The sequence below is a fragment of the Microbacterium oxydans genome, assembly GCF_900095745.1.
Lineage (GTDB): Bacteria > Actinomycetota > Actinomycetes > Actinomycetales > Microbacteriaceae > Microbacterium > Microbacterium oxydans_B.
The window spans coordinates 284,005-308,187 of sequence record NZ_FMIR01000017.1; the positions used below are offsets into that span (position 1 = coordinate 284,005).

Annotated in this window: 21 protein-coding genes; 4 read left to right on the top strand and 17 right to left on the bottom strand. The window is 68.2% G+C overall.

Annotation, left to right across the window (positions count from 1 at the left end; genetic code table 11):
- The 10 genes from BQ2383_RS11705 to BQ2383_RS11750 are packed head-to-tail and all read right to left on the bottom strand — an operon-like array spanning position 1 to position 11,357.
- A complete protein-coding gene (locus BQ2383_RS11705) occupies positions 1-1,095 on the bottom strand; it encodes a glycosyltransferase family A protein (RefSeq protein WP_091034001.1) in 1,095 nt (364 codons plus the stop codon).
- Positions 1,092-2,207 (bottom strand): hypothetical protein, encoded by a 1,116-nt coding sequence (locus BQ2383_RS11710; RefSeq protein WP_091034004.1) that lies wholly within the window; start codon positions 2,205-2,207, stop codon positions 1,092-1,094. The genes BQ2383_RS11705 and BQ2383_RS11710 overlap by 4 nt, the downstream gene beginning before the upstream one ends.
- Positions 2,204-3,265, bottom strand: a complete 1,062-nt coding sequence (locus tag BQ2383_RS11715; protein ID WP_167381612.1) for a glycosyltransferase — start codon at positions 3,263-3,265, stop codon at positions 2,204-2,206. The genes BQ2383_RS11710 and BQ2383_RS11715 overlap by 4 nt, the downstream gene beginning before the upstream one ends.
- A gap of 1 nt (position 3,266) precedes the next feature.
- A complete protein-coding gene (locus BQ2383_RS11720; RefSeq protein WP_091034009.1) occupies positions 3,267-4,400 on the bottom strand; it encodes a hypothetical protein in 1,134 nt (377 codons plus the stop codon).
- Positions 4,393-6,189, bottom strand: coding sequence for an ABC transporter ATP-binding protein (locus BQ2383_RS11725; protein ID WP_091034012.1), 1,797 nt, complete (start codon positions 6,187-6,189; stop codon positions 4,393-4,395). The genes BQ2383_RS11720 and BQ2383_RS11725 overlap by 8 nt, the downstream gene beginning before the upstream one ends.
- Positions 6,186-7,394: a glycosyltransferase gene (locus BQ2383_RS11730; RefSeq protein WP_091034015.1), complete on the bottom strand. Its 1,209-nt coding sequence runs from the start codon at positions 7,392-7,394 to the stop codon at positions 6,186-6,188. The genes BQ2383_RS11725 and BQ2383_RS11730 overlap by 4 nt, the downstream gene beginning before the upstream one ends.
- 49 nt (positions 7,395-7,443) lie before the next feature.
- Entirely contained in the window at positions 7,444-8,430 is a 987-nt protein-coding gene (locus BQ2383_RS11735) for a Gfo/Idh/MocA family protein (protein ID WP_208617662.1), read from the bottom strand.
- A complete protein-coding gene (locus BQ2383_RS11740; RefSeq protein WP_091034020.1) occupies positions 8,427-9,524 on the bottom strand; it encodes a DegT/DnrJ/EryC1/StrS family aminotransferase in 1,098 nt (365 codons plus the stop codon). The genes BQ2383_RS11735 and BQ2383_RS11740 overlap by 4 nt, the downstream gene beginning before the upstream one ends.
- A complete protein-coding gene (locus BQ2383_RS11745) occupies positions 9,521-10,132 on the bottom strand; it encodes an acyltransferase (RefSeq protein WP_036303408.1) in 612 nt (203 codons plus the stop codon). The genes BQ2383_RS11740 and BQ2383_RS11745 overlap by 4 nt, the downstream gene beginning before the upstream one ends.
- A gap of 46 nt (positions 10,133-10,178) precedes the next feature.
- A complete protein-coding gene (locus BQ2383_RS11750; RefSeq protein ID WP_091034023.1) occupies positions 10,179-11,357 on the bottom strand; it encodes a glycosyltransferase family 4 protein in 1,179 nt (392 codons plus the stop codon).
- A 57-nt stretch (positions 11,358-11,414) separates the two neighbouring features.
- Here BQ2383_RS11750 and BQ2383_RS11755 point away from each other — a divergent pair, with 57 nt between their 5' ends.
- Positions 11,415-12,113: a glycosyltransferase family 2 protein gene (locus BQ2383_RS11755; RefSeq protein WP_091034025.1), complete on the top strand. Its 699-nt coding sequence runs from the start codon at positions 11,415-11,417 to the stop codon at positions 12,111-12,113.
- 2 nt (positions 12,114-12,115) lie between these two features.
- Complete coding sequence (locus BQ2383_RS11760; protein WP_029262010.1) at positions 12,116-12,469, top strand: DUF2304 domain-containing protein; 354 nt, start codon at positions 12,116-12,118, stop codon at positions 12,467-12,469.
- Here BQ2383_RS11760 and BQ2383_RS11765 read toward each other — a convergent pair.
- The 5 genes from BQ2383_RS11765 to BQ2383_RS11785 all read right to left on the bottom strand — a co-directional run bounded on the left by BQ2383_RS11765 (position 12,453) and on the right by BQ2383_RS11785 (position 19,339).
- Entirely contained in the window at positions 12,453-14,342 is a 1,890-nt protein-coding gene (locus BQ2383_RS11765) for a DUF6541 family protein (RefSeq protein ID WP_091034028.1), read from the bottom strand. The two genes, BQ2383_RS11760 and BQ2383_RS11765, sit on opposite strands and share 17 nt — an antisense overlap.
- Positions 14,339-15,076 carry an ABC transporter ATP-binding protein gene (locus tag BQ2383_RS11770; protein WP_091034031.1) on the bottom strand — a complete coding sequence of 246 codons (738 nt, stop codon included), beginning with the start codon at positions 15,074-15,076 and terminating at the stop codon, positions 14,339-14,341. Before BQ2383_RS11770 ends, BQ2383_RS11765 begins: the two co-directional genes overlap by 4 nt.
- Entirely contained in the window at positions 15,073-16,011 is a 939-nt protein-coding gene (locus BQ2383_RS11775; RefSeq protein WP_244176001.1) for an ABC transporter permease, read from the bottom strand. The genes BQ2383_RS11770 and BQ2383_RS11775 overlap by 4 nt, the downstream gene beginning before the upstream one ends.
- A gap of 81 nt (positions 16,012-16,092) precedes the next feature.
- On the bottom strand, positions 16,093-18,165 hold the full coding sequence (locus BQ2383_RS11780; protein WP_091034037.1) for a cell wall-binding repeat-containing protein: 2,073 nt from the start codon (positions 18,163-18,165) through the stop codon (positions 16,093-16,095).
- A gap of 100 nt (positions 18,166-18,265) precedes the next feature.
- Entirely contained in the window at positions 18,266-19,339 is a 1,074-nt protein-coding gene (locus tag BQ2383_RS11785; protein WP_091034039.1) for a glycosyltransferase, read from the bottom strand.
- A 122-nt stretch (positions 19,340-19,461) separates the two neighbouring features.
- On the opposite strand from BQ2383_RS11785, the gene BQ2383_RS11790 reads away from it, so the two are divergent.
- Complete coding sequence (locus BQ2383_RS11790) at positions 19,462-21,225, top strand: DUF4012 domain-containing protein (protein ID WP_091034042.1); 1,764 nt, start codon at positions 19,462-19,464, stop codon at positions 21,223-21,225.
- A 143-nt stretch (positions 21,226-21,368) separates the two neighbouring features.
- A complete protein-coding gene (locus BQ2383_RS11795) occupies positions 21,369-21,956 on the top strand; it encodes a hypothetical protein (RefSeq protein ID WP_091034530.1) in 588 nt (195 codons plus the stop codon).
- A 201-nt stretch (positions 21,957-22,157) separates the two neighbouring features.
- Here BQ2383_RS11795 and BQ2383_RS11800 read toward each other — a convergent pair whose 3' ends face one another.
- On the bottom strand, positions 22,158-23,612 hold the full coding sequence (locus BQ2383_RS11800) for an LCP family protein (protein ID WP_091034044.1): 1,455 nt from the start codon (positions 23,610-23,612) through the stop codon (positions 22,158-22,160).
- Complete coding sequence (purE, locus tag BQ2383_RS11805; RefSeq protein ID WP_091034535.1) at positions 23,609-24,076, bottom strand: 5-(carboxyamino)imidazole ribonucleotide mutase; 468 nt, start codon at positions 24,074-24,076, stop codon at positions 23,609-23,611. The genes BQ2383_RS11800 and purE overlap by 4 nt, the downstream gene beginning before the upstream one ends.
- Positions 24,077-24,183 lie beyond the last annotated feature (107 nt).

The window sequence follows — 24,183 nt, forward strand, 5'->3', positions numbered from 1 at the left end:
CTATGCGGCGCGCGCCGCCCGTCGTGCCCGGCGCTGTGCGAGGAGCGAGGCCGAGAGGAAGCGCAGCGGGGCGTCACGGTCGAGCGTGCGGTGCAGCGAGGGCGTGAGCATCGCGCGGGGCTGCGCATACCGTCGCCGCCGTTCGACGAGCGTGGCGACGTCTTCGACCGGGGCGTTCGCCCGGAGCCGATCGATGAGCTCGCCGTCGAGGCGCGAGAGCGAGCTCAGCGCCGAGGGCGCCGACCTCAGCAGCGTCTCCAGCGCGGACGCCGCATCGCTCACGGCGGTGGCGTCCAGCTCACGTCGGCCCAGCGCCCCGAGCACGTGCACGCGGATGAGTTTGCGGGTCACAGCTGCTCGGGCCATCTCACCGAGACCGCCCCACGTGTCCTCGGCGACGAGCAGCGGCGCGAAGGCGAGCTCGGTCGCGAGAGTTCGAGCGGATTCCGTGACACGGTCGACAGCATCGTCGCCGACGAGGTACGCGTCGCCGTCAGCCGCGGCGACCACCGTGCGCGCACCGAACCACAACCGGATGCTGGGGGCGATGTCCTCCCCCGTCTCCAGCCCCTCCACGGGGCGTGCGTGTTCACGGAGGGCGGCGGAGAAGAGTCCCATCGTGCTCGTGCGATAGCTCAGACGGTCACGCACCGGGTCCAAGACGACACGGCCGGGACGGCGCGGTGGCGTGGGGAACCCCTCCCCGACCGCGGGGATCAGCATCGCCGGCAGCACAGCGTCCGCTCCTCTTTCCTCGGCACGACGGACCCAGCCGTCCAGGGCGCCAGGACTGAGTCGATCGTCGGAGTCGATCTTCGTGAACCACGGAGCCCTCACCCGGTCGAGGGCGAAGTTCATCGGTCCGGCCGGCGACGGGATCCCGTCACGGAACCCGACGACTTCGACCCTGGCGTCCTCGGCATACGGCCCGAGCGCCGCTCGGATGCGATGCTCCTCGATGTTGTGCGCCACGACGAGAAGACGCACCGGCACGTTCGTGTGCTCGAGGACGCTCTGTGCGAGTCTGCGCACCGGCCGCGATGCGGAGTGCACCGGAACGAGCACGTCGACCTGTGCGGGCGTGGCCATCGTCATCGGCCCGCGATCGTGTCGATGGCGCTCTTCCACACCGGCATCTGCGCTTCTGCGGACAGCTCGCGTGCCGCGTCGGCCGCCGCCGCCTTGAATCCGTCGACCCCCTGCGGGGTGAGTGCATCGAGCGCACGCGCCACGGCGTCGGCGGAGAAGTCGTCGGAGACGACACCCAGTCCGTGGCGCGTCAGCGTCGCGGCCATCTCCGGCGACGGTCCGATCACGAGCCCGAGCCGGGCCTGCACGTACTCGAAGAACTTGTTCGGCATGGCATACGCGTTGTTGTAGTTGGTGGGCGCGAGGATGTGGATGCCGACGTCGTAACCGGCGAGGGTGTCGATCAGCGAGTCGAACGGTACCGGGTCATGCATCCGGACCGTCGGCACCCGTGCTGCCGCCGCCCGGAGCTCTTCCAGATACGCCGGATCGTTCGGCGGGAGATACAGGTCGAGCGTGACATCCGCGGAGGTGCGCTCCATCGCCTCGATGAGCGTGCCGAGTCCGCGATTCCGCAGCGCCGCACCGGCGTGGACGACCCGGATCGGCGACGTCGTCGGGTGAGGTTCGCGCTCCGAGTAGGCGGGCGCGTTCATCACGAGCTTCGTGTCGAAGGCGAACTCGCGTCGATAGCGGTCCGCGATCGCTCGGCCGACGGTCGTGGTGGAGGATGCCTTCGAGACGAACTTCCGCAGCTGCCAGCGCAGGAACGGGGCGACGAAGAGCCGGAAGGTCAACTTCTCCGTGTGCAACGTGGGCGCGTACTCGTGCAGATCGACGTGGAAGCCCTTGGTCGGCGCGAGGCCGGCGGCCACACCGGCGGACTCCACCTCGTTGGCGAGGATCACGTCGAATCGGTGGCCGGCGAGATGGTCACGCGCCCACGCCAGGGCACGGTTTCCCCAGTACGCGCGGCGGTACTGTCGGGCGATCATCGCCGCGCGGGGATAACGCCAGACCGCGAGCTCTTCCGGGATCTCGAAGTGCTCGACGCTTCCCTCGGGCTTGGGCCCATAGCCGCAGGTGACGATCTCCCAGTCGTCTTGGAAGAGCTCGATCTGACGCCGCACCCGAGGGTCCGACTCGATTCGGGAGAACGAGAGGACGAGCAGCTTCATCTTTGTCCCTTCCTGTCCAGCGCCGTCTCATACACGGCGTCGAAGGCGGCACGGCGCGCGTCGTCCGAGAAGCGGAGCTCTGCACTGCGGCGGATCTCATCGCGGTCTCGATCCAGAACGTCTTCGACGGCGGCCGCCCAGTCCGTCGCGTCCGTCGTGCCGACGAGTGCCCCGTCCTCGGCGCGGACGAACTCGGTGTGGCCACCTTCATCGCCGACGACGACGGGGAGTCCATGACGGAGCGCTTCTGCGATCGCCACTCCGAAGGTCTCCCCTTCCGTCGGAAGGAGGAAGACGCGAGCCGAGCCGAGCAGGCCCGAGATCTCGGCGGGATCGACGTTGCCCCGTAGCTCCACCCGGTCTCGAACCCCCAGTTCGGACGCACGCGCGAGCACACGATCGCGCTCGGGGCCGTCGCCTGCCCAGATGAGACGGGGGTCCCGGCCTCGTCCCACCAACGCCGCGACGGTTTCGACGGCGAGCACGGGGCGCTTGCGTCCGATGAGCCCACCGACCCCGACGATCACCAGGTCGGTGATGTCGCGTGGCTGCGCCACCGGCGCTGACACCGCGTTCGGTACGACGACCGTCGGGCCCGTGCGCGTGCGGCGGACAGCGGTGGCGAGCTGCTCGCTGACAGCGATCACCACGGCTGGATGCTGAAGCAGTCGCGCCATCCAGCCGCCGACCACGCGCACCGGGAGAGGCGCGGTACGCGGGCTGAGCAGGCCGGACCAGTGCTCCGTGTGCACCCACGGAACAGACAGCGTTCGTGGCACGGCAGGCAGCGCGGAGATCGCGTGGCTGTGCACGATGTCGACACCGGCGGCACGTTCTCGGATGGCTCGACGCGCGCGACGGATCCCCCGGAGCGACGCCGCGGCATACGGGATGCGTTCGACGGCCGCACCGTCGAGCGGTCGATCGGTCGACGTGCTCAGGTGCAGCACCGACACCTCGTGGGACCGGCGGAGAGTCTCGACGTCGCGTTGCACGAAGACGCCGGTCTGCGGGTTCTCGACGGTGGGATACCACGGGGTGACGATGAGGATCCGCATCTCAGCTTCCCTCGCGCCCGGCGATCGCATCGAGGCTGCGCCGCCAGACCTGGACCTGCTCCTGCGCACCCAAGGCGTGGGCGCTGGCGTGCGCACGCTCCTTGTACCGGCGAACGTCTTCGACGGTCAGCGCATCGATCGTGCGAGTGAGGTCGGCGGCGTCGAAGCCGTCGGCGACCGCGCCGAAGCCGTACCGTTCCACGTACTCGCGCATCTCGGGCGATGGGCCGATCAGGACGCCGAGACGGGCCTGCACATAGTCGAAGATCTTGTTCGGCAGGGCCCACGTGTTGTTGAAGTTCGTCGGCGGAAGCAGGTGGATGCCGACGTCATAGGCGTTGATCGTGCGGATCAGGTCCGCATACGGCACGGGATCGAGGATTCTGACCCGCGGGCTCCCCTCGGTGAGAGCGCGCAGCTCCTCGAGGTAGTCCGGGTGGTTGGGGGTCAGATACAGATCCAGGGTCGCATCCGCACTGGACGCCTCGACCGCCTGGATCATCTCGTCGAGGTTGCGGTTACGCAGACACGCACCACTGTGCACCAGGCGCAACGGCCCCGCGACCGGAGTCGGAGTCAGGTCCGCGAAGGGGGCGGCATTCGTGACGAGCTCCGGACGGAAGCCGAACTCCTTCTCGTACTCACGGATCAGGCCGTTGCTCACCGTCGTCCAACTCGCGGCCTTCGACACATACGTCCGGCAGATCCACTCGTGATACGGCTTGATGCGCCGAGCCCACGCCGCATGCTCCTCGTTCAGACGCGGGGTGTACTCGTGGAGGTCGGCATGGATGCCGAGGCGCGGACGGAGCCACTGCGCGACGCCGACCGCTTCGGGTTCGTTCGCGAGGATGATGTCGTACTCACCGCGGGGAAGATGCTCGCGGACCCACTTGACCGCCGAGATCCGCCAGTAGACGGCGCGGTAGGCGTGGAGCGTGATCAGACGCCCGTTGTAGTCCTGGTAGTCGGCAGACCGCGGCACCTCCCAGTGGGCGGCCACCCCCTCGGGTGCGGGACCGTACCCGACTGTGGTGAGCTCGAAGTCGTCGCGGAAGGCGACGACCTGCTTGAGCACGCGCGCATCGGAGACGATCGGCGAGAACGAGATCAGCAGCAGACGCGGCTTAGTCATCCGTCGGGTCTTTCGTCAGACCGGCCAGCGCAGCCTGATGGGCGAACTCGGGCTCCTGCGCGATGACCTCTGCGAAGGTGCCGCGGGCGCGGACCTCTCCGTCCCGGAGGAACCACACCTGATCCGAATGCCGGATCGTCGACAGCCGGTGCGCGACCGAGATAACGGTGATCTCTGCGCCGAGCGCATCGATGGAGGCCGTCACCGCAGCCTCCGTTCGCGTGTCGAGCGCACTCGTGGCCTCGTCGAGGACGAGCACGAGCGGCTCTGCGTAGAGGGCGCGCGCGATCCCGAGACGCTGGCGCTGACCGCCGGAGAGCTGGAGCCCTCGGTCGCCCACGCGTCCGTGGATGCCGTCCGCTCTGGCTTCGACGACGTCGAGCAGCTGCGCCTTGCGCAGCGCTTCGCGCACGCGGGTCTCGTCGAAGTCATCCGTCCAGGTCAGGGCGACGTTCTGTGCGATCGTGGCGTCGAAGAGCGCCACGTCCTGTGGGACGTATCCCACGCGCCCGCGCCACGCGGCCATGACATCGGTGAGGTCCTGGTCCCCCAGCGCGATGTGTCCTGCCGTCGGGGTGAGGAGTCCGAGAAGCAGATCGACGAGTGTCGACTTCCCGGCCCCGGAGGCCCCGACGATCCCGACCCTGGTGCCGAACGGAATCGATCCGGTCACGTCGGCGAGGGCCGGCCGGGGCGCGTTGGGGAAGGTGAACCCCGCACCGTGGAAGTTCAGCTCGGTAGGAGTCCCGACGATGGGATCGTGCCCGATGTGCTCGGAATTGTCGCGGTAGCGCCGCGACGACTCGATGTCGCGCAGCACGGCCTCCACATGGGGGATGTTCGCGGTCATCATCGAGACGAGCGACTGGAATCCGGTCAGCGAGGGGACGAGACGGAACCCGGCGACGCCGAAGAGGGCGATGGCCGAGACGGCGGCCTCGAATCCCGAGAAGAGCATCGCCGCACCGCCGACGAGCAGGAAACCGCCCACGATGCCGGCGTCCAGGACGAAGCGCGGCACCGAGGAGAGGAAGTTCAGATTCGCCCGTGCCTTGGCCGACACGCTGCGATCCGCCTGGACGACGCGAGCGACCTCATCGGACTTGTTGCGCAGCGTGATCTCCTTGAGGGCGGACACCATGTCCGTCATCAGCGCGGCGACCCGGAAAGAGTAGTCGCGGTTCACCCGACCGGCCGTGACTGTGCGGCGCGAGAGCACCACGTACAGCAGCAGCGCGATGAGTCCGAGATAACAGACGGTCACGAGCGCGGTCAGCGGCTGCATGATGACGATGACCACCACCACGAGAAGCGACGTCGTGAGCAGAGCGGGCAGACTCATGAACGGCAGCAGGAAGCCCGACGTGACGTTGGCGATCCCGACGTCCGCGAGACGGACGAGATGCGTCGTGTTCCGCTGGAGCCTGTCGATCCACGGCGCGTGGATATAGCTCTGGAAGAGCTGATCGCCGATCTCGAGCTCGAAACTGGCGAGCCGTCTGGTCGCGAACCACTGCATGATCAGCGACGCCGTCGACTTCAGGATGATGAGTCCGGAGACGAACACGATGATCCAGATGTAGCCGTCGGGTCCGATGGCCCCGACCACCGGCAGCTGCACCGGAGTCCCGGCGAGCATGGACGAAAGGGAGACGGCGAGGATCATGAGCGCCGCGACATCGAGCGCGGCCAGCAGTGCGGAGAGGAGGACGAAGGTGTTGATGTAGCGACGAGCCGAGTCGGGGAGATTCGGCATGATGTCGCGATAGGTGGAGAAGATCGCTTTCATAGGACTTCCTCGCTCCAGGGAGCGGTCACGCCGAGGAAACCGGCGAGAGCGAGCGCCGAGCGCCGCCCGTCATGGACTCGGCGCACGAACGCGGGACCTCGTGCGGCGAGCGTACGGAAACTCTCGGGATCCGCGCAGATCTCGCGCAGGGCGTCTTCGAGTGTGTCGGGGTTCGCGAAGACGCACGGCGGAACAGCGCCGGCCTCCTCGGCCTCACTCACCGCGAGATCGGTGAGGTAGGTCACCACGACGCGCCCGGCCGCCATGGCCTCGACGGCCGCGACGCCGTAGTTGCCCATGCGCAGGGCGTCGATGACGATGTCCGCCGAACGGTACAGATCAGGCATCTCGTCCGCCGGCACCGCGTGCGCCTCCCGGTACTCGATCAGCCCTTCGGCCTCGAGGCGGGCAGCTGCTTCGCGCACGGCCGCCGTGCCTTTGACGATTCCGCTGCTGGGCACGTGCATGACGACCGGCTTCGCGCGGGTCATCGGAGGCTCGGTGCTCGCCCAGCGGTCGGGATCCACCACGACCGGGAGCCAGCTGGCGGCGGGCAGGTGCCGCGCCAGGGTGGCCGTCGAGTAGAACGTCGGCAGGGCCAGCGAAGACGCGAGTGCGCTGCGGACCTGAGCGCTCTGCTCCAGCAGGGGCGTCTGATCCCACTCGGCGCCGTGAAAGGGAGAGTAGGGGTTGTCGGAACGGTGCACGCTCGGGACCCGCACGTCGGTGCCGTGGGCGATCAGCCCCACCTGCAGGCCGGCGTCCTTCATCGCGGCGACCTCCTGCCGGACGTCACCGTCGAAGAGTTCGCCGAAGATCGGACGAACCGCTTCCACCAGCACGTGGGAGAACCCATTCACGACGGCGTCGAACTGCGCGCGCTGCCACCGCCGGCTCTTCAGGAACACGGCCGTGGGCAGGGCGTAGTCGGCAGGGAACCCGAAGTCGCCGGTCGGATTGCGGTACTGCATGTTCACCGCGCCCACCCCGGGGAGGAGCTCGGCGGCTCGCGCCCACCGGAACGCCTGCCCCGCGAAGTTCACCGGCGCGATGTACAGCCGGACGTCACCGTCGGGGGCGACCACCGGTGCGGGGACGTCTGCGGCGTCGAACCCGTAGCGAGAACCGGCGATGCGGAGCCGGATGCCCTCCGGAAGCGCGTCGAGGACGCGACCGGCGCTCCGACGCACGAAGGAACCGCTCATCGTGTCACCGGATCGGAAGGCGTCTGGCCCTGAGCCATGGTTCGACGACTCACAGCCTCACGGAGTCGCCGTCACGTGCGGACTCGAGTGCGGCTTCGACGACCACCAGCGTGCGAAGGCCCTGCTCCATGGTGACCACGTCGGTGCGCTGGCCGAGGACGGCGTCGCGGAACGCCTCGTGCTCGACGCGCAGCGGTTCGCGCTTCGCGAAGGCGAAACGGGTGACATCGCCTTCGGAGACCCCGCGGAACGACGAGACGGACTCCCACTCCAGCGGGATCGTGCCGTTCGCGTAGAAGGTCAGGTCGCCGGTGGACGTGTCGGCGAGGAACGCACCCTTCTCCCCCGTCACGACCGTCAGCCGCTCCTTCATCGGGCTCAGCCAGTTCACGATGTTGTTGACGATGACGCCCGACGCCGTGCGTCCTGTGATGGTGATCATGTCTTCATGCTCGCGGCCGCTCTTGAACGCCGTCTGCGCGAAGATGCGCTCGTAGTCGCTCTGCACGACCCACGCCGTGAGGTCGACGTCGTGCGATGCCAGGTCCTTCGCGACACCGACGTCGGCGATGCGCGAGGGGAACGGCCCCTGCCGGCGCGTGACGACCTGGTACACGGCTCCGAGTTCGCCGGCTTCGATGCGGCGCCGGAGTTCCTGGACAGCGGGGTTGAAACGCTCTATGTGACCGACGGCCCCCACGAGACCGGCTGATGCGAAGGCGTCGACCATGCGCTGGCCGGCCTCGACGCTGTGCGCGATCGGCTTCTCCACCAGGGTGTGCACACCCGCGGCGGCCAGCTTCAGGGCTGCATCCTCATGGAATCGCGTCGGGACCGCGACCACGGCGATGTCGATGCCCGTGGCGATCAGTGCTTCGATGTCGGGGAGGATCTGGAGATCTCCGGCGACGCCGTGCGGGTCGCCCCCGGGATCGGCGATCGCCACCAGTTCGACGCCGTCGATCTCCCGGAGGACGCGTGCGTGGTGACGCCCCATCATCCCCACGCCGAGCAGGCCAGCGCGCAGAGTCATCACGCACCCGCCTTTGCGATCGCGTTGACGGCGGCGACGATGCGTTCGAGATCGTCCTGGGTCAGCGACGGGTGGACCGGCAGGGAGGCCACCTCGCGGGCGGCGCGTTCGGTCTCCGGCAGGTCGAGCCCCGGAGCGAAGTGCGTCAGGGAAGGCAGCCGGTGGTTCGGGATCGGGTAATAGACCCCGGCGCCGACGTTGTATTCGTTCTTGAGCGCGGCGACGAAACCGTCGCGGTCCTCGGGAACACGGATCGTGTACTGGTGGTAGACGTGCACGGCGCCGTCCGCGACCGGAGGCACGATGACGCCCTCGAGATTGGCGTCGAGGAACGCGGCGTTGGACTGCCGGGTCTTCGTCCAGGCATCGACCTTGGTCAGCTGCACGCGTCCGATCGCGGCGTGGATGTCCGTCATGCGGGCGTTGAAGCCGATGACCTCGTTCTCGTACTGACGCTCCATGCCCTGGTTGCGCAGGAGCTTCACCTGGCGTGCGAGTTCGTCGGTCGCCGTGGTGACCATGCCCCCCTCGCCGCTGGTCATGTTCTTCGTCGGGTAGAGGCTGAACATGGCGAAGTCGCCGAACGAGCCCACCGGGCGTCCGTCGAGCGAGGCGCCGTGGGCCTGAGCCGCGTCCTCGTACAGCGCGATCCCGCGCTCGGCGGCGAGGGCCTCCAGCTCCCGCATGCGGGCCGGGTGGCCGTACAGGTGCACGGGGAGGATGCCCTTGGTCTTCGGTGTGATCGCGGCCGCGACCGCCTCGGGGTCGAGCGAGAACGTGTCGGGCTCGATGTCGACGAAGACCGGCGTACCACCGGTGAGGGCGACGGAGTTCCCCGTGGCGGCGAACGTGAACGACGGCACGATGACCTCGTCACCGGCACCGACGCCGGCCGCCAGCAGGCCGAGGTGCAGGCCCGCGGTGCCGGAGTTCACCGCGACGGAGGGGCGACCGGGCACGAAGTGCGCCGAGAACTCCTGCTCGAACGCGGCGACCTCGGGGCCCTGAGCGACCATGCCGCTGCGCAGGACTCGGTCGACGGCCTCCCGCTCTTCGTCGCCGATGATGGGCTTCGCGGGGGGAATGAACTCGCTCACACGGTCTCCTTGCTCAATGTGCCTTCTGATTCGATGTATCTGTCGCCGGTGCTCGGGCAGACCCAGATGTCTGCGTCGTCGGCGGGCTTCAGCGGGATCCCTGCTTCGCCCACCCATCCGATGCGCCGCGCCGGCACGCCGACGACGAGCGCGTATGCCGGGACATCCTTGACGACCACCGCACCGGCGGCGACCGTCGCCCAGGCACCGATCGTCACCGGAGCGACGCACGTCGCTCTGGCGCCGATGGACGCACCCGTCTCGATGGTCACGCCGACCGGCTCCCAGTCGTGTGCGCTCTTGATCGATCCGTCGGGGTTGATCGCCCGCGGGTAGGTGTCGTTGGTGAGCACCACGGCGGGTCCGATGAACACGCCGTCGCCGAGCTTCGCGGGTTCGTAGACGAGGGCGTAGTTCTGCACCTTGCAGTTGTCGCCCATCTCGACGCCGGTGCCGATGTAGGCGCCGCGTCCGACGATGCAGTTCTCCCCCATCCGCACGCCCTCGCGCACCTGCGCGAGGTGCCAGACGGCAGAGCCGTCGCCGATGACGGCGTCAGGGGACACATCTGCGGATTCGACGATCCGCACGCGAGAGGTTTCAGTCACGGGGGCTCCTAGCACGCCGCCGGGAACTGGCAGCACTGACGAGATTCTACTTGGCGCTGCGCCGCGAACCTCGACGCGCGCCGCGAACGACGTCCGCAGCCCGGGCGCCCACCGTACGCAACGACGCGTTGTCGACGGCCCAGGCGACGCGTGCGGGCCGCGCGTGCTCGGTGGTTCCGTCCGCCCACTCGGCGAGCAGTCGCCGCATCGCAGCGGCGACATCATGGGCGTCGAAGCCGACCGCTTCGCCGAGCCCTCCCGCGCGCACGACCTCTCCGCCGGTCTCCGCGCCGGCGAACAGCACGGGCGTGCCGACCGCCGCGGCCGCATACGTCTTGGTCGGTCGCGCGAAGTCGTAGCCGATGCCGGGGACGATGCTCACGAGCGCCGCCACTGCGCCTCTGAGCCACGAGGCGGACTCCGCGGGTCCGACGAGTCCCCCGAAATGCACGCGGCCCGGTGCGATCCGCTCCGCGAGCACCTTGAGTTCCGGTTCCACCGACCCCTGCCCGAAGAACCGGATGTGGACGTCGACCTCGGAGAGCTCCGCCAGGGCACGGATGAACACCTCAGGCTGCTGCCACTCCGACATGGTTCCCGTGTAGACGAAGTACGGGACGTCTGCCGACGGGGCCGGCACGTCGGGCGAGAAGACATCGGTGTCGATCCCGTTGCCGACGCTGATCACGCGCTCGGGACGGCCGCCGATGTCTCCCAGTCGTTCGGCGACCTCCGGCGACACGGCGATGGCGGATGCGGCGCGCCGCAGGACGAAGCTCTCGACGGCGCGCATGACCGCGATCACCGGTCGAGGCGCCTCCATGGACGCGACCGCGTCGGTCCAGACATCGCCCGGGTAGTACACCAGGACGCGTCCGGTGAGCAGGGCGGCGACCGCGGCGACGAGTCCGGTCGTGGGCGGTGCCTCCGCGACGATCACGTCGGCGCGATGCCGCAGCAGACGGAAGAACAACGGGATGTCGAAGGAGAGGTACTGCACGTAACCGCGGATGGCTCCGGTCCGATCGCGAAGGACCCGGGCTCGCCGAACGGTGACGCCCGGAGCATCGGTGGTCGTCATCCCGTGGGGTGGCCGAGTCGTGAGCACCACGACGTCGGAGTCGGGTGCGAGAGCCCGGACGAGTGCGTCCATCCGGAAGCTGGCGGCTGTGACTTCCGGCGTGTACAGCCGCGTCGCGACGACGACCCGTCTTCTCCTCGGCATCCTGCCCCTGTAGCTCGGTTGATGAAGGTCCGTTCGGACACCTGACACAATAGAACCATGTCCTCGAGCGTCCCCGCGCCTCCCTCCCCCGACCGCAGCGCCTGGGTCGTCATCCCCCTCTACAACGAGGCGAGCGTGATCGGCGGCGTGGTGGAGAGCCTGAAACCGTTCTTCGCGCACATCGTCTGCGTCGACGACGGCTCGCGAGACGGATCCGCGCGTGAGGCGGAGAAGGCGGGCGCCATGCTCGTGCAGCATCCCGTGAACCTGGGCCAGGGTGCGGCGCTGCAGACCGGATTCGACTTCGCGCTGGCGCACCCGGAGTGCGAGTACATCGTGACCTTCGACGCCGACGGCCAGCATCGCATCGAGGATGCTATCGGCATGCTGCAGCTCGCCCGCGACGAAGACGTCGCCATCGTCTTCGGATCCCGATTCCTCGACGACCGCACGAACCCCGGTTGGATCAAGAAGGTGATCCTCAAGACGGCCGTGTGGGTCACCAATCTCACCACGAGCCTCAAGCTCACCGACGCCCACAACGGGCTCCGCGTCATCCGACGCGACGCCGCAGCGGCGATCGATCTCCGACAGGACCGGATGGCGCATGCCACCGAGATCGTGCTGGAGCTCGGCCGAACCCATCTCTCCTGGAAGGAGTATCCGGTGGAGCTCCTGTACACGGACTATTCGAAGGCGAAGGGCCAGAGCGTGCTCAACTCCGTCAACATCCTCGTCGACTTGGTGGTGAGGTAGCCATGTGGATCCAGATCCTCCTGATCTCCGCCATCGTGGTGCTCGCGGTGTTCATGATGCGCCGGACGGGCGCAGACAGTCACCTCGCGATCCGTCGACTGCTCATGGGCCTGTTCGTGATCGCCGCAGTGCTCTCGGTGCTCTTCCCGCAATGGCTGAGCTGGCTCGCGCAGCTCGTCGGCGTCGGTCGCGGCACCGACCTCGTGCTCTACGCGCTGATCGTGATGTTCCTCGCGTTCGTGTACTCGCAGTACCGCCGCAACGTCGCCCAGCAGCGGCAGCTCACCCTCCTGGCCCGCAAGATCGCCCTGCTCGAGGCCTCAGAGAACGAGAAGCACCCTACTCACAACCCGTGACCTCGTAGAGGACGGCGTCGCCGACGCGGTCCACCTCGGTGAGGATCGAGGAATCGTCGAGGCCGTGCAGGCCGTCGAAGGTCGTGTAGTGGTTCTCGAACAGCACGCGGTCGCCGAAGTCGAGGGCGTGCGTCACGCCGAGTCTGTCGATCGCGTCGCACACGGCGGGCCCGCCCTCCACCAGGTACCTGGCCAGGGTCGACGCGTCATCGCCGTAGCGCCCGGTCACGTGCGGGAAGACCACGTCGTGCCCGGTGAATGCGAACAACAGGCCGGCTCCGGTCAGCGGGTCGCCGATCACGACGGCGTCGTCGGGCAACTCGTCGTCGATCTCGTCGAACAGAGCCACCTCGTCGGGTGAGAGCCCCTGCGACACCTCGCTGAACTGGAAGCTCACGCTGCGCATGTAGCCCACGTCGTTGCGAAGTCCCACGAGATGGGTCGCCCCTGCGACGGCGACGATCGCGACGACAGCGACCACGAGGCCCCTGCGTCCTGCGCGCCACCAGCCGCGGATCCATTCGACGACGACAGACGCGCCGAGCGCGGCGAGGGGCAGTCCCCACACCGCGATGAGCGCTCCGACGCGGGTCGTGTCGTCGTACCAGACGCCGACGAAGACACTGCGGATCGATTCGACCGGGAACCAGGTCGCCATCAGGAAGAAGAAGATGCTCACGGCGTAGGAGCCGAGGATCCACCACGTCCGGTCCTTCACCACGCGCCAGATACCGATCGCCGCCAGCGGCCCGAGCAGGAGCCCCGTCGACCTGCCGACCGGGCTGAGGAATGCGACCTCGCCGAGAGCCTGCCCCAGAGAGGAGGTGGGAAGCCACTCGTGCGTCGTCACATTGGCCACGATCCAGACCACGGCGAGTGCGACCGCCCCCAGAACCACCGAGAGTGCGACGACGACCCGTGTCGTGGTTCCGCCCGCGCGAGCTGTGCGCCACGCCAACCAGACGAGGTAGGGCACGAGCAGCACCACCGCGCCGAGAAGTGCGGAGGGATGCGCGAGGGCGACCGCACCCGCAGCCGCGAGGGCGATGAGGATACGCAGCGTCCTCCCCGCCCACGAGAGCGCCGGCGCGAAGGCGATCAGGACGACCGCGAGGAAGATCGGGATCAGCGCGGTGCCGAGCAGGTTGGGATAGAGGACGCCCCAGTTGAGGAAGCCGAGGGGGAAGACGCTGAAGCCCAGACCCACGAGCGGCGCCCACGTGGTGGCAGCCGGGCGGGACGGGAACGCCACGGCGGTCAGGCAGGCGAGGGCGACGGGCCACACCAGCGCGACCACCGCGACGGTGGTCACGTTGGTCGCCGCGACGATGCTGCCCGCGGCCGGCACGACGAGACTGACCAGCGCGTGCCAGAGGGTGGGATAGAACGACGTCGCGGCGCCGGGCACCACCATCGTCATGTGCAGCGGGGAGGCGTCGCCGGTCTCAGCGATGAACTCGACGGCGTTCAGGTGGAACAGGCCGTCATAGAGCTGGGAGGGGTTGCCGGGAGCCCCGATGCCCAAGGCGACGATGCCGATCCAGGCGACAACGGCCGCGGCGAGCGCGATCCATGCGCCCCTCCCCGCACGGGGTGCGGTGTCGACCGCGCGCCGGTCGAAGAACCGGAGCGCCGCGGCGACGACCCAGATGACGACGGTGACCACTGCCACGGGGATCAGTCCCCAGCGCATCCCCAGCAGGGGAGCGAGGAGAGACGCGGCAGCGAGAACGCCGAGGGAGACGGCGATCGCCACACCGAGGCGCACGATTCCCCGCACGCCGCGAAGGCAGAGCCCGATGGGCAGCCCAGGGACGATCAGAAGGGCGGCCGCGACGAGCAGCGCTGGGATCTGACCGATCCAGTCGCTCACGCGTCCACCAGAGCGATGGCGCCCTCGACCTCACCGTCGTAGATGACCTCGCCCTTGTTGATCACGATGCCGCGGGTGCACAGCTCACGGACCATCTCCATGTCGTGGCTGACGACGACGAGGGTCTTGCCCGCGGCGATGAGCTCTTCGAACTTGAGTCGGCACTTCTCCCGGAACGGCGCATCGCCGACGGAGAGGATCTCGTCGACGAGGAGCACGTCGAGCTCGACGTGGATCGCGACAGAGAAGGCCAGCCGCATGAACATCCCGGAGGAGTAGTGCTTGACCTCCTGGTCGATGAACTGCTCGATCTCGCTGAACGCCACGATCTCGTCGTAGCGGGCCTCGATCTCGTGGCGTTTCATCCCGAGGATCGCCGCGTTGAGGAAGACGTTCTCGCGTCCGGAGAGTTCGGGGTGGAAGCCGGCGCCGACTTCGATGAGACCGGCGACCCGACCGCGGGTCAGCACCTGTCCGTCATCGGGCTCCATGACGCCGGAGACCAACTTGAGAAGCGTGGACTTGCCCGATCCGTTGAGCCCGAGGATGGCGACGGACTCCCCCTCGCCGATGACGAGGTCCACGCCTTTCAGCGCTTCGAACTGGCTGGTGAGCTTCTGCCGCTTGATCCAGGCGACGACGGTGTCCTTGAGGGAGAACGCGTGGTTGAGCGTGAACCGCTTGCGCACGTCGTCGATGATGATGCTCGGCCTGATCGCCGTCTGTTCACTCATAGGTCCTGTGCGAACTTTCCCTCGAGGCGGCGGAAGACGAACTGCCCGAGCAGCAAGGTGGCGACGGCGATGAGGAACGTCCACAGCGTGTTCCAGCCCAGGTTCGGCGGAAGCGCGACGAGTTCCGTACCCGCGTATCCGGCGGCCGAGACCATGCCCTCGGTCGCCGGACGCCAGAAGGCGTAATGGAAGAGTTCCACGCCCTGGGTGATCGGATTGAGGAGGTACAGGTCCACGAGCCACGACGGCCAGTGCAGCCGGTCTACGACCGCCTCCTGCACCATGATCCACGCGTACAGCACGGGTGATGCCCACGTGGCGAGCAGCAGCATCAGCTCCACGATGTTCTCGGCGTCGCGGAAGCGCACGTTGACGGCGCCGAAGAAGAGGCCGAGACCGAGGCTGAACACCATGACGATGATCATTCCCGCGAGCACGGCGAGGATGCTCAGCACCGAGATGTGCGCGATCCATCCCATCAGGAGGCAGACCACCAGCAGCAGCCCGACCTGCGGGAGGAAGTGCACGAACGCGACGATCACGGCCGAGACCGCGAACAGCTGGCGCGGAAGGAACACCTTGCGCACCAGCGGGGCGTTGCCGACGATCGACGTGGTCGCGTTCTTGAATCCCTCAGAGAACAGGTTGATCACCACGATCCCCGAGAACAGGTAGACCGCGTAGTTCGGGATCCCGTGGTCGAGCTTCATGAAGATGCCGAGGACCACCCAGAACACGAGGAACTGGGCCGCGGGTCGCACGTAGGACCAGGTCCATCCGAGCACCGAGTTGCGGTACCGCGTCGTGACGCCCGTGCGGACGAGAAGGTTCAGCAGATAGCGCCACCGCACCACGTCGATGAGCCCATGGCTTTTGCCGGGGATGTCGAAGTCGGCTCGCGGGATGATGGCGTAAGGATCGGGTTTGATCGTCACAGGTGTTCCATCCGGGAAAGGAGCAGCCTTCATACTAGCCGGGGCATTCTGAGGATCTGCGCTGCCCACGCGCAGACGATCTCAGCATCGACGAAGCTGGCCGATGCCCTCCGCGGAGAGCACCCCCGTCCCGCCGACCAGGGTGACGGTCGTCGCTCCCCTGGTGCGCAGGAACTCCGCCGCCTGGGGGAACATGCAGGTGCTCTGCGAGAGCACGAGCGGGACCCCGAGCCTGCCGGCGAGAGCCGATCCGGTGAGGGCGTCCGGGAAGTCGTCACCCGTGGCGACGAGCACACGCAGTGCCGTCGAGGGGAAGTACGCGTTGTTCACGGCGATGTTCGTCAGGTATCGATCGGTGCCGGAGAGCCGGTTCATCTTGAAGCCCTGGCCCTGCAGCTGGGCGACCACCGAATCCTTGACCACTCCGGCGCCTCCCACGACCGTGATGTTCGCGGCGCCGATCTTGCGGAGCGTCGCGATCGTCGCGGCATCAGCGCTGTTGGCGAGTCCGTCCACGAGCAGCACCGGAATGCGCCCTGCACCACCGGCGGCCGCCGCGCTGAGAGCATCCGGGAAGTCCGCACCGGTCGCCAGGAGAACGTTGGCGCTCGCGCCGGAGCTCTCGACGATGGCACGCGAGGTCGAGTAACGGTCTGCGCCGCTGATCCGCTCGATCTTGGCAGCCGGTACCGCGGCCTTCGTCTGCGCCGCCACGGCGTCCGAGATCACGCCCACCCCGCCGACGAGGACCACCCGGGTGGGTGCGAGCCTCTTGAGCTCCGCCGCGACGTTCGCCGGGATGGCTCCCGGGGTCGTGAGCAGGAGCGATGCCTGCGCCTTGCTCGCCGCCGCCACCGCCGAGAGGGCGTCGGGGAAGTCGAGGCTCGTCGCGAGGAAGACCGTTCTGGTCCCGGTGGGCCATGCGGCGCGGGAGGCTTCGACCGCGGTCTGCTCTCGACTGTTCCCGGAGATCCGGTCGACCTTCACCGTCGTCGCCGTGTAGGCGGCGGACTGTGCCGTCGCATCGACGTAGCCGGCACGCTTCGCCGTCAGCTTGACCTCGAGCTTCGTGCCGCTGTCGGCGACGGTCAGGTTGTACGACCGCCCGGTGGCACCGGGGATCGCTGTCCCGTTGCGGAACCACTGGTAGAGCGTCGTGGTGGCAGCGGGCGTGAAGACGCCCGTCGCCGTGAGGGTCTGACCGGGGATCACGTAGCCGTTGACGAGCGGCTTGCCCGCAGTGAAGGTCAGCGTCCGCGTCGGACCGAACCAGTCGGTGAAGTAGTTGTAGAAGTTCCGGTTGCCGTAGGCCGAGCATCCGTCACCCTCGCCGTAGCCGGCGCGCAGGGCAGCCGCGTTGGGCTGGTACGGCGTGTAGTAGTAGAGAGCCGACGTCGCCTTGTTCGCGACGTACACCGGCGCGGAGCCGCAGGATGCCTTGGGGTTGTAGAGGATGTTCCAGGTCTTGCCCGGCGCATACCACTGGAACCACTTGCCTTCCATGTAGATCTGCATCTGGCGGGCGGCGCCGTAGATCTGGTGGAAGAAGCCGATGAAGTTCGGGTCGCACGGCGCGGTGTCCGGGCATCCCTGCCCGAGAGCGATCCGATAGCGCCAGGCGCTCGGCCACGTGTGGGTGATCAGCCCCTGCTCCTTCTGGAGCATCACGATCAGTACCTGCGGGTTGATGTTGCAGGCCTGCGAGACGCGGTAGATGATGCGCGCGGCCGATTCGTTCGCGGCGCCCGTGTATCCGCTGCAGTACTGGTCTGCCGGGCGGGTGACCGTGGTCATCCGGAAGTCCTTCAGGCAGACGATCGCCTCGTTGTTCTCGTCACGGCCACCCAGGCAGCGCGCGACCTTGCCGTTGAAGAAGGTCTGGATCTGCGCCTCGGTCATCGTGCTCTTGTTCGTGAACACGGCGTCGCTGATGAGGTTTCCCGGTGTGAAACCGGTGAGGCTGCTCTTCGCGATCCCCGCATCGACGGGGGCGGCGGAGGCGTTCGCGACTGTCGCCACGGGTGACGCGACCGTCGCCTGAGCAGCGGCGGCGGGAACGACCGTTCCGAGAACGAGGGCGGAGACAGCGAGGAAACAGGTGAGGAGTGGGGCAGTCCTCAGGGTGTTTCGCGAGCGTGGGGCACGTCGAGACATGTGACCAGTGTGACGGAAGTTGCAGGATGATGCCACTGTTGCGCCTCTTTGGCCACAGCACCCCGGCGTGTCGCACCGATGTGCAGGTGGCTCCCAGCCCTCAGAGGTCGGCGTGCAAAGCCCAGAGCCGCTCCGCCGAACTCGCCCACGAGAAGGCCCTGGACCGATCCGCGGCCAGGACGCGCAGCCGGTCCGCCGCGGCATCCGTCGCCTCCGCCATGGCGTCCGCGATCTCGTCGGCGGCGACCAGCTTCCCGCCATCGGCGATGACATCCCGGTGCGAGCCGCTGTCTACTGCGACGACAGGGATCCCGAGGGCCATCGCCTCGACCGCGCGCCATGGCCACCCGGCAGAACTGCTCGTCGCGCCGAACACCGATGCCCCGGCCAGCACGGCCGCACGGTCCGCGGTATCCAGCGCACCTCGGATATGCGCGCGCCGCTCGGGGAGCCCCGCGGCCGAGGCGAGCTCCGCGTAACGGGGTTCCGCACCATCGGGAGCGCCCAGCACGACGGCATCGATCCCCGCTGCGACAGCGCCGCGGAAACCGTCGTGCAGATCGGCCACCGACCCCGCCAGCACCACATAGCGTGCGGGCAACGACAACGCGGCTCGCCTTTCGGCGGCGTCGACAGGCGCCGCGAATCCACGGGGCGGAGCACCCGCCACCACGCGGACGCGATCGCCGAGACGTGCGAGTTCCGACAGCCGCTCGGCGACGGCATGCGAGGGCACGACCACGGCATCGGCATGCCTCACTGCCCGCCGGAGCATGCCGCGCTGCCAGGCGACGAGGCTCTTGGACAGCTGCTCCGGTGCGTCCCATGCGCGCAGATCCCACAGCGTGACCGTGGTCTGGTGGTTGTCGTGCACGCGGTCATGCCGCACGAGCGGGGCCATCAGCGTCGGCGAATGGATCATTCCTCCGCCGACCCCCGGAGCGATCCCGAGCTGCCAGGAGGCGGCCAACTCGCGACGCCCGAGCCCGAGGGTCCGCACCTCGCCGACACCGGCGACCGGCACCTCCGCACCCGCAGGAACGATGGCGTCCACCGTGCACCCGGAAGGCGCCGTCGCGATCAGTCCGACCGTGAGATCGAGAGAGGCGGAAGCCTCGTCGGGGTCGACGACGTGCACGAGCTGATCCAGAACAACACGCAGCCGAGCACCCATGCGATCAGGCTATCCTCGCCGCGCAGCTCCCCCGTGGAGCGCACCACCCGCGCCGCGACAATGTCAGCGTTCCCACAGTTTTCGCCCACCGCCGCCCCAGCGGTTCGTGCTTGAATGCTCGAGTGAGCGATGGTCGTCTTCCCGTCCGACGCCGATGGATCGGGTGGACCGTCGGCGTTCTGCTGTCGATTCTTCTCATCGCGATCGGCTGGGTGGCGATCCGCGGGATCGGCGCGGTCAACGATCTTCAGCAGGTCGCCAAGGGCGCCACGCAACTGAAGGCATCGATCGCCTCGGGCGACCTCGAAGAGGCGGAGCGGATCTCCGGGAGCATCGCGCGCAACGCGGCATCCGCCGACGACCTCACCTCGGACCCCGTCTGGCAGGCATTCGGCGTTGTGCCGTGGCTCGGACCGAACTTCCGGGCGGTGAGCGAGATCGCCGAGATCGCGAACGACGTCTCGACCGACGCGCTCACGCCGTTGCTCGATGTGGCCGGCGGACTCGATCTGGCGGGCCTGGGCGTCAAAGGCGGCACGATCGACCTCGCCCCTTTCGCCGAGATCCAGAAGCCGCTCGGGACAGCGAGCACCGCCCTCACCGCTGCGGAGCAGCAGGCCAAGCGCATCGATGCGGACGCGACCCTGCCACCCCTCGCCGACGCCGTACGTGAACTGCGATCCGCGGTGACCGGGGCAGCGACAGCGGTCGGCTCCCTGCACGGTGCCTCTGTCCTGCTCCCGACGATGCTCGGCGGCGAAGGCCCGCGCAACTATGTCCTGGCCATGCAGAACAACGCCGAGTTGCGCTCCTCCGGCGGGATCATCGGCTCGATCGCTCTGTTGCATGCGGAGAACGGCACGATCACGCTGCAGAGACAGGCGTCGACCCGGGACTTCCCGCCGCTGGACACCGCTCTGCCGCTCAGCGAGTCCACGATCGCCCTGTTCGACGACCGCCCCGGTCGCTACCTCCAGAACATCACCGCCATCCCGGACTTCGCCGAGGCGGGCGAGATCATCGCGGCCCGGTGGACGGGTCGCTTCGGCGGGACCGTCGACGGCGTCATCGCCGTGGACGCCGTCGTCGCGGAGCACCTCATGAAGGCGACCGGAGACCTCGCTTTCGGACCCTTCACGGCCACAGCGGACACCGTGACGGACATCCTGCTGTCCCAGATCTATGCAGCCGTCCCCGATCCCGCCGCACAGGACGCGATCTTCGCGCAGGCGGCGGGCGGCCTGTTCAGCGCCGCGCTGTCCGGCGGCGACCCCCGGGCTCTCATCGGGGCACTGGCCACATCGGCCGACGAGAGTCGGATCCGCATCTGGAGCGCACACCCGGAGGAGGAGGCCGTGCTCGCAGCCTCCGAACTGGGCGGCACGATCCCCACGGACAGCGACGACGCGACCTACGTGGGCGTGCTGATGAATGACACCACCGGCGGGAAGATGGACTACTACACCCGTGCATCCATCACGACGTCGGTCGGCACGTGTCAGGGCGCTCCGACCACGCAGGTGCGCGTCACGTGGACGAATACGGCCCCGGCGGACGCCGCGACCTCGCTGCCCGCTTATGTCACGGCCGACGGCTTCTACGGCGTCCCCGCCGGCACGGTGCGCACGCTGATCGCGGTGTACGGGCCCGAGGGCGCGACGCCCGCCCATGTCGACCGCGACGGCGAGGAGGAAGGCGTGCAGACGGCCATGCTCGGCGATCGTTCCGTCGTGCAGCACGAGGTCTCCCTTGCCCCCGGCGAATCGACGACGATCACGGTCGAGTTCGAGGGCACGGGCGCCGGAGAGCGATTCACGGAAGTGCGGCACACCCCGCTCATCGAGGCTCCGGAAACCGCACGGAAACCGCTGAACTGCGCAACGTGACATTCCGCGCTCGATAGGGTAGCGTTGAGCCACTGGGGAATATCTGGAGTCTGCAATCTTGCCGTGGGGGCAAGACGACTCCACGCAGTCGGATGCAGGGGTGTATCCGGATGCGATTCCGCGTGAAATTCTGGGGAGAAATCATGCTGAAAAAACTGGCTGCCATCAGCCTTACCGCCGGCGCGCTCGTATTCATGGCGCCCGCCGTCGCATCCGCTGCGCCGTCGACTGTTCCGGCCGCGTCCACCGATTCGTACACGACGCCTCCCGGCGTCAAGGTCGGCGACCCGGTCATCGACATCTGCGAAGTCTCGACCATCGTGTTCGGACCGGGATACTTCCTGCCGTCCGAGAACGTGAATGTCTCCGTCTCCGGCCTCAACGCCGGAAATGCCGCCGTCTCGGGCAACACCGCCGCGACCGACGGCAGTCTGACGCTCACGTTCCGCCCGCCCTCCGATGGTGAGGGCTCCTACGCCGTCTCCTTCGGCGGCTCGCGCTCGTACACCGCGACGATCACCGTCGCGCACGGTCACGATGCAGCTTCGACGTGCGACCACGATCCTGGGGTCGCACCGGCAGGCGCGGAGATGCCGCTCACGGGCGACGGATTCGAACTCGCCCTCACCGGCGGAAGCGTCTCGCCGTGGGTCCTCGGAGGCGGCGCCGCGGCGCTCGTCGCCGGTGGCGCCCTCGTCGCGGTCGGAGCGTCTCGCCGCAAGCGCGCCTAGGTCCGGCTGCCGCCTCGCGCGGTGGTCGACTGGACGACGGTGATCCCTCCCCCTCCGATCACCGTCGTCTGGTGCATCCGGTGGCACCCACCGGAAGCCCACGGCCCGCCCCTTCTGGGACGGGAGGGCCGTGGGCTTTGTCGCGCACTCGTGGCCGGCGGACTGCCCGCCACCATCTCCGGTCGACGCGGGCTAACGTCGTCAGGGAGCGGGGCTCGGCGTCTGCGTCGGGGGATGCAGCGACGTCGCGATCAGGTCGTGGATGGAGCCGTAGTCCGGCTCATGTTCGTCCACGCCGAAGTCGGGCGTGAGCTCGATCGACGTGACCTGCTGCTCCTTCGCCTTGAGCATCAGGTCGAAGAACTCCGGCAGCTTGTCCGAGGGCAGATCGGTGCTGATCAGCGCCGTCCCCGCCGCCGCCACCTCGTTGAACCGCGTGAGCACGGTCTGCGGTGTGAACTGGGCGAGGATCGCCTCCTGGAGCTCACGCTGACGCTTCATGCGATCCCAGTCGCTGGTCGTGTAGCGGGATCGGGCGTACCACTGAGCCGTGTCGCCGTTCATCCGCTGCGTACCCGGCTCGATCCAGCCGATGGCCCATTCGTTCACATCGGTGCCCGTCCACCCCTCGGGCGGTCCGCCCTTCGGAAGGCGCTCGGTGACATCGATCTCCACACCGCCCAGAGCATCGACGAGTTCGGCGAAGCCGTGCATGTCCACGAACACGTAGTACGGGATCTCGATGCCGAGTACCCCCTCCGCTGCGTCCTTGGTCGCCTCGATCCCCGGGTCGGAGCCGTGGGCGACAGCCTCGGGATAGAGCCCTGCTCCCCCGTCTTCGCGGCACACCTCGGCCGCGTTGCGCACGTGGTTCATCCACCCGTTCCAGCCGCACGTCGATGAGCTGTGCCCTTCGAAGCCGTTCGGATAGAGCTCCTGCATCGGGCTGCCCTCGCTGAACGGGGCGTTCGGGAGCTCGCGCGGGATGCCGGTGATGGTCACAGCGCCGGTGTCGGCATTGACCGACACGACCGAGATGCTGTCGAACCGCATCGAGTCACGTCCGTCGCCGCTGTCGGCGCCGAGCAGCAGGATGTTGTAGTACCCGTCGCTCGGCTCCACGCTCGGGCCGCTCTGCCCGAAGATCGAACCGAGCGTATTGCGCACCGAGCCCACGGCGGTCGCCGCATACGCGGCTCCGCCACCGACGAGTCCCAACAGCACCAGGGCGACGACGGGGATGGCCATGCGGGACAGTCCGGGAACCTTCACGAGGCGCACGAGCCGCAGCGTGTCAAACGTCAACACGATCCAGAGCACGACGTATCCGACGATGAGCACCTGGACGATCGTGAGGACGGCGGCCGAGAAGAATCCGCCGCCGATCGTGATCCACAGTAGGACAGGGCGCGCGAACAGCGCGAGGCCGAGGGCGACGATCGCCAGGAACCAGGCGATGAGAGTCGCACCGAGGCCGAAACGACCGAGTCGGCGATTGCCGGCGAGCACCTGCGCCGAGCCCGGCAGCAGGAGATTCATCGCGACGAGCCACCAGCCGCGCTTCGCCATCGTGCCCGGATCGGAGACATCCGGGTGCCGCAGCGGCCGGGTCTCGATCAGTGGGCGCCCTGATGCGCGCGGAGGCGCAAGGGTCACAGTGACCCCTTCAGCCGTTCGTTCTTCTGCTCGACCAGGGCCTCCAGCTCGCGCGCGAAGGCCTCGACCCGGTCGGCGATGTCGGGGTCTGCCGTCCCGAGGATGCGAGCGGCCAGGAGTCCTGCGTTGCGGGCGCCGCCGATGGACACGGTGGCGACGGGGATCCCGGCAGGCATCTGCACGATCGAGAGCAGCGAGTCCATGCCGTCGAGGTAGGCGAGCGGCACCGGGACGCCCACGACGGGAAGCGGGGTCATCGAAGCGAGCATCCCCGGAAGATGCGCTGCTCCCCCGGCGCCCGCGATGATGACGCGGACACCTCGCGAGCGCGCGTCACGCGCGTACGACATGAGCTTGTCGGGGGTGCGGTGCGCCGAGACGACTTCGACCTCGTGCGGGATGCCGAACTCGGTGAGTGCCGCGGAGGCGTCGCTCATCACGCGCCAATCGGAGTCGGATCCCATGACGACGCCGACAAGAGGAACGGCGGAGGAGTGCAGTGGCTCGGTCACCAGATCAGGCTACGGTCTGCCGCTGGGAGAAACCCCGAACGCCGCGCCTGTTCGGGGTC